This is a genomic window from Leucothrix arctica, assembly GCF_003172895.1.
Taxonomy (GTDB): domain Bacteria; phylum Pseudomonadota; class Gammaproteobacteria; order Thiotrichales; family Thiotrichaceae; genus Leucothrix; species Leucothrix arctica.
Genome location: NZ_QGKL01000028.1, coordinates 22,194 through 28,322, shown reverse-complemented (window position 1 = coordinate 28,322; position 6,129 = coordinate 22,194). Strand labels below are relative to the sequence as shown.

Below are 6,129 nucleotides of genomic sequence, written 5' to 3'. Positions count from 1 at the left end.
TGACAACGGTTACGACTTTGAAAATGTTATGACGCTTACTTATGAGTTAAGTGACAAGATTGACTGGGAAAACTCTTGGACACTTACTTCTGTAGATTCTGGTGTTTCTGGAACAGATAATACCACTAACAACTATCTTTCTTCAGCGTTTAGCTATGAGTTGGATAACCAGTTAGACCTAGGTCTTGTTGCTACAATTACTGATCTAGATGGTGCTGATGACCTTGATACATCTCTAAACTTTAACGTTGGCTACCGTCTACGTTAATCGAAGTAGTAGAAAACTAAGTGAAGGATGATTTAATCCTTCGCTTTTGGCCGGAGGGATTTGGATTAACAATGAATGGTATTTCTGTATACTATCCGCTACAGCGATAACTCATTGTCCCAAATCCCTCAGGTCTTTTCACTACCTATGCCGACAACTCTCACAACACTGGATGACGACACTTTAGTTCGTCAGTCTCAAGTAGAGTTACCCTACAACGCTACGAGCTACGAAGAGCTTGTTAGGCGTTACCAAAAACCTGTTTACGCTATGTGCCGTCGCTACCTTTCTATCGAGAGTGATGCCGAAGACGCAACGCAGGAAGTATTCATGAAAGTGTTTCACACACTCCCAAATTTTGAATACCGTTCCACCTTCAAAACGTGGCTGTTCAGTATCGCCATCAATCATTGCAAAACCTTACTCAGCAAGACCCAACGATTTAATCAATTCCATGAATATGGCGATGATGAGTCAGCGGAAAGCTATGAGGACGAGGCGAGTGATACTGCAATAAATGCAGAAAATGATGACGAGAGAGAATGCGTCCAAAGCGTTATTGATAAAATGACAGACGACGAGCGCGATGTGATTTTACTGCGTTTTACCAGTGAACTGTCGATCGAAGAAATTGCGAAAGTCCTAGAAAAAAAGCTCAGCGCGACCAAGATGACATTTTATCGAACCCTAGAAAAATTCAAACAGCTTCATGAGAAGTACTGCACATGAGCGACTCAGATAAGAAAAAACTTGAAAGTCATATATCGAACCTTTTCAAGTACAACAAACAGATGTCAGTGAAGACGTCACGCTCGCGGTTCAAAGCAATTATTAGCCGCAGTCTTCATGAGCTTGCACTGCGTGACATCATTCTTTTTTTCGGGTCACTAGTGACTACTATGTTTATGCTGCTTAATGGCATTATTAAGCTACTCACGAGTTCCCGATAATTATTTATACGGAAAAAATAAGTAATGGACTTCAACACCATGATTGACTTTGAAAAGTTACAAAGTTCAGTGGTCAGTAACCTGACTAATCAGTGGTCATCAGTGATCAGCTCACTACCTAACCTCATCGGCGCATTGCTGATATTGCTTTTGGGTGTTGTTGTAGCGATGATTTTTAAAAAGATCAGTGCCACGTTATTGCGTCGTATCGGTTTAGACCGCATAAGTAGCAAAGCAGGTGTGTCTGACGTTATGCAAGATGCGGGCATGGTTAAACGGCCCTCAATCTTTGCCGGTAAGATTATCTTCTGGATGGTGTTGTTTGTATTTTTAGTCCCCGCAGCAAACATGCTTGGACTAACAGAGCTGGTTAATCTGTTTAAGAGCTTTATTAGCTTCTTACCGAAGATTATTACAGCGCTGGTGATCGTTATTTTTGGAATGATGTTTGCGCAGTTTTTACGTCGTATCATTATGGAAAAGCCAGCGACAATCGGCTCTAATTCCGCCAAAACACTCGGTAACTTAGTGTATGGAATAATGGTGACGGTTGTGGTGTTGGTTGCTTTAGAACAGCTAGAGATCGAAACGGAATTGCTGCACAACATTATTATATTAGTTGTGGGCGGCATCATGTTGATCCTCGCTATTTCTGTTGGGCTTGGCTCGCGTGAGGTATCACATAACCTACTGACGGGTATTTATGCGCGTGAGCAGTTCCAGCAAGGGGATGTGATAGAGATTGACGGTGTGCGTGGTGTAGTCAGTGAAGTAGGGACGTTAAGTACTATTATCATTATTGAAGATGACGAACAGCTATCTATCCCAAACTCGACACTTTACAAAGAAGTGATAAAAATCAGTTCTTGATAGTGAGTCACGAATAACAATAAACACGGAAATGCCGGGGATCAATCAAGAACCCTGGCAGTCTACTATCTAGCGGTTTTTTCTTGGGTAAATACGGATAGTATCCGTGACATCCGATATTACCAAAAACATAACACCGTATTCATTCAGAGTGTCACCGCAATGGGGTTGCCTTCTCAAGTAGCGGTTTAATAACTCTCCAACACTGAGTTCTGCTTCCTCTGCTGAGAGCGTTAAGTCACAGGCTTGTGCAACGTTCGACATAGGTACTGTCGAATTTGTGACCCAGTACTTCTCCTGCCAAACGACCTCTAGACTGTTAGAGTGGGTTTTTCTATTTAAGAAATACAACCCGATCCCTAGGACCAACAGCGCCATTACCCACATAAGAGAGCACTCCTTGCTTGGCATAAATTATTGATTATCCTGTTCATTTAGACCGTCCCTTTCTACTGAAAACAATTGTTTAATGTGATGAATATTAATAACTCTTAATAATTAGACTCAGGGGGAGATGGGATAGTCACAAATTAATTTCACTAAGCCATTAATTTTAGGCAAAAAAATGCCCCGCCAGATTACTCTGACGAGGCCAAAGACCACCATTTACAACACGGATTCTTATTACTTAGTCCAGCCTTCAACACCACCAAGCAAGTTACGTACATTTGTGTAACCCATTGCTTGAAGCGTGTGCGCCGCTAAACCACCACGAATACCTTTAGAGCTAACGATAATGATCGATGCATCTTTATCTTCTAACTGCTCATATGCTTCAACTTCGATGAAGTTACGAGGAATATTCATTGCAGTACCTTCGATACCAGGAGTCGATTCGAACTCAGCACGTGGGCGAACGTCTAGTAAGATAATTTCATCACCACGATCCATAATTTCTTTCAAACGTGCGGCTTGAATGTGAGTCGTATCTTCCATGACAGACTGGATATAAGGGTTTTGTGAATAAATAGCGATTGAAGTATCACTAATTACGCGTGTTTTTTCAGCATCACCAGCGTCGCTTGCCGATTCAGCATGGCTATTTGCGTAAGTTGCTGTTGCGCCAATCGTTGCGATCAATGCCAATGCTGTCAAAGTAGTTTTCATTATCATCTCCTTGATGATTAATTCATTTAAAGTAGCCACAACTGTGGCCCATACTACTTAGACGGCTGCTAGAAACAGATAGTCACATTTATTTTAAAAATATTTATAGATTAAAAAATAGGTGAGTAATTGAAATAAATTGTGACTTTGTATCTGTGAGCTCTGTCTGAGTGACACGTATATAAATGAATGATTTATTTTGAATCAAGGAAACACCGATGGAACATCAAACCGCTAGCATCGTAGCCATAGTCTTATTACTGGTCATTAACGCATTTTTTGTGGCGGCAGAGTTCGCATTAGTTAAAGCTAAGAGCTTTAGAATTAATGTACTAGCGGACGGAGGCAGTCGCACAGCAAAACTCACACAAAAAATCCAACTGAACCTAGAGTCCTACTTAGCAGCCTGTCAGCTAGGTATCACCATGGCATCACTGGGTTTAGGTTGGGTCGGTGAACCTGTGGTTGCAGCCTTGCTAGAGCCGGTATTTTTAACATTTGGTATTCCTGAAGAAATTCTCCACCCACTATCATTTGCATTTGGTTTCTTAATATTTTCTTCGTTACACATCGTTGTTGGTGAGCAAGTTCCAAAAACCTTCGCCATTCGTAAAGCAGAGCCTGTTTCAATGTGGTGTGCTTACCCGCTGCACTGGTTTTATGTGATGGCTTTTCCTCTGAACTGGTTACTCAATAAAGCGTCTGGTTCGATTTTGGGATTGTTTAATGTTGAAGAAGCCAGTCATGCTGACGTGTTATCTGATGCAGAAATTCGTGGGATTATTGATACCTCAGAGAAGCACGGCGATATGAAATCTGATATGGCCGGTATGCTGCACAACATGTTTATCTTTGACACTCATCGCGTACAGCAAATTATGGTGTCACGAAATGAAATGGACGTAATCGACCTGCAAGCGCCATGGGATGAAACGCTTAAGCTGATGTTGTCGACGCAGCATTCTCGTTACCCTGTTTTTGACGGCAACTCAGACACACCGATTGGTGTCCTGTTAGTGAAAGACTTATTCAACCGCTTGTTGGTAAAAAATGAAAACGATGAGCCTTTAGTCGCTATACGCACTTGCTTGCGCGAGTGTTTATTAGTTCCTGAAGTGCAGCAGGTGTCTGACCTGTTTGAGTCTATGCGTAAAAATAGAACTCACATGGCATTAGCGATGGATGAGTATGGTTGCTTTGCTGGCGCGGTTACCATGGAAGATATCCTAGAAGAAATTGTGGGCGAGATTTCAGATGAGTTGGATATGGATGAAGCGGACTCGCCGCTTGTTTGGCAAAAAGATCATTGGTTGTCAGATGGTCTGGTTTCGATAACAGATCTTGAACGTATTGTTGGTGTTGATTTTGATAATAGTATTGAGTCAAATACGGTGAGTGGCTTGTTTATGAAACAGTTAAATCGTATGCCAAATACTAACGACGAAATTATTGAAAATGGATTGCGATTTGTTGCGCTCACGATTGAAAATAATCGAGTGGGTGCCGTCCAAATATTCCCAGCACCAGACGCAGAAATGGCTGATCCTGAAATAAGCGAAGAGCCACTAACGGCTCAATAATATAAGTTTGTTTTGATCTGTTTGGCAGTCTGTTACGTTATTTTCAGACTGTCCTTTTTGACGTATGTCATTCGTTCATACGACTAACCCTACATAACACCACAGAGTAAAAAATGAAGATTAAACACCTAATGATAGCCACGGTATTATTTTCTATGCCATTACTTCCTCTAACGGTAACCGCTGAAGATGTGTTGCCCGTGGCACATAGTCATGACAAGGGGAAACGTAAGCATACCCACTTTTTACCGGTTACTGAGGCATCGGAAGCGCATACACATACCGGTCATAAAGTACTGACTGGTGATGATCCAAAAGCGGGCACGATGCCAATTATTAATAAAAACATCATGAGCTATGATCGCATTATTGGTAGTTATATTAAGTACGAAACCCAAGGTGGCATAACGCTTTTACAAATAACCTTTAGCTCCACCAATCAAGAGTCAGAGGCTGTAGCAACGGGTGTCGCTGAGGTACCGCTTGAAGGATGTAGTACTCATGATGAGAAAAGAAAACTGTACCTTGCCTATGACGGCTTTGATGACGGTAACTGGTATGACTTAAACACGGAAGGTGTCGTGCCGCCAATCCCAGCAGCATTTGCAGCGCATATCTGTCAATTGACTGAGCAAAGTACTTCTGAATAGAAGAGCCTGTGAAAGTAGTTAAATGAATAAATGTCGGGGCAAAAAAAGACCCCGGCAGATCACTCTGACGGGGCTAAAGTACCACCATTTACAACACGGATTTTTATTTCTTAAACCAGCCTTCAACACCACCCAATAAGTTACGTACATTTGTGTAACCCATTGCTTGTAGCGTGTTCGCTGCTAAACCACCACGAATACCTTTAGAGCTAACAATAATGATTGATGCGCCTTTGTCTTCTAACTGCTCATACGCTTCAACTTCTAGGAAGTTACGAGGAATATTCATCGCAGTGCCTTTAATACCAGGCGTTGTTTTAAACTCAGCACGTGGGCGAACGTCCAACAAGATAACTTTGTCACCACGAGCCATAATCTCTTTCAAACGCTTAGCTTGGATATGAGTCGTCTTTTCCATGATAGATTGGATGTATGGGTTTTGTGAATAAATCGCGATTGAAGTCTCGCTGATTACACGTGATTTTTCAGCATCGCCAGAGTCACTTGTTTTTTCTGCATGGCTGTCTGCGTAAACTGCTGTTGTGCCCAATGTTGCGATCAATGCCAATGCTGTCAAAGTAGTTTTCATTATCATATCCTTGAATATTAATTTACTTAAGTTAGTCACAATTGTGACATGTACTACTTAGACGACTGCTAGAAACAGATAGTCACATTTATTTTAAAAAAATATTGGTAGATGA

7 protein-coding genes and 1 pseudogene are annotated in these 6,129 nt (G+C 41.6%); 5 read left to right on the top strand and 3 right to left on the bottom strand.

What is annotated here, in order from left to right; all coding sequences use genetic code 11:
• The 3 genes and pseudogenes from DKT75_RS09105 to DKT75_RS09090 form a co-directional block, all read left to right on the top strand.
• Positions 1–268 (top strand): annotated as a pseudogene (locus DKT75_RS09105) (hypothetical protein); the annotation flags it as partial.
• 147 nt (positions 269–415) lie between these two features.
• Entirely contained in the window at positions 416–997 is a 582-nt protein-coding gene (locus tag DKT75_RS09100) for an RNA polymerase sigma factor (protein WP_158278824.1), read from the top strand.
• Positions 998–1,242: 245 nt separating this feature from the next.
• Positions 1,243–2,088 (top strand): mechanosensitive ion channel family protein, encoded by an 846-nt coding sequence (locus DKT75_RS09090; RefSeq protein WP_109823113.1) that lies wholly within the window; start codon positions 1,243–1,245, stop codon positions 2,086–2,088.
• 69 nt (positions 2,089–2,157) lie between these two features.
• On the opposite strand, the gene DKT75_RS09085 is transcribed toward DKT75_RS09090, so the two are convergent.
• A complete protein-coding gene (locus DKT75_RS09085) occupies positions 2,158–2,499 on the bottom strand; it encodes a hypothetical protein (RefSeq protein ID WP_146201347.1) in 342 nt (113 codons plus the stop codon).
• A 213-nt stretch (positions 2,500–2,712) separates the two neighbouring features.
• On the bottom strand, positions 2,713–3,195 hold the full coding sequence (locus DKT75_RS09080; protein ID WP_158278823.1) for a rhodanese-like domain-containing protein: 483 nt from the start codon (positions 3,193–3,195) through the stop codon (positions 2,713–2,715).
• Between the two features lie 218 nt (positions 3,196–3,413).
• Here DKT75_RS09080 and DKT75_RS09075 point away from each other — a divergent pair, with 218 nt between their 5' ends.
• Positions 3,414–4,775 carry a hemolysin family protein gene (locus DKT75_RS09075; RefSeq protein ID WP_109823110.1) on the top strand — a complete coding sequence of 454 codons (1,362 nt, stop codon included), beginning with the start codon at positions 3,414–3,416 and terminating at the stop codon, positions 4,773–4,775.
• A 113-nt stretch (positions 4,776–4,888) separates the two neighbouring features.
• Positions 4,889–5,425 (top strand): hypothetical protein, encoded by a 537-nt coding sequence (locus DKT75_RS09070; RefSeq protein WP_109823109.1) that lies wholly within the window; start codon positions 4,889–4,891, stop codon positions 5,423–5,425.
• A 103-nt stretch (positions 5,426–5,528) separates the two neighbouring features.
• Here the strand turns inward: DKT75_RS09070 and DKT75_RS09065 are convergent, their stop codons facing one another.
• Positions 5,529–6,014: a rhodanese-like domain-containing protein gene (locus DKT75_RS09065; protein WP_158278822.1), complete on the bottom strand. Its 486-nt coding sequence runs from the start codon at positions 6,012–6,014 to the stop codon at positions 5,529–5,531.
• Positions 6,015–6,129 lie beyond the last annotated feature (115 nt).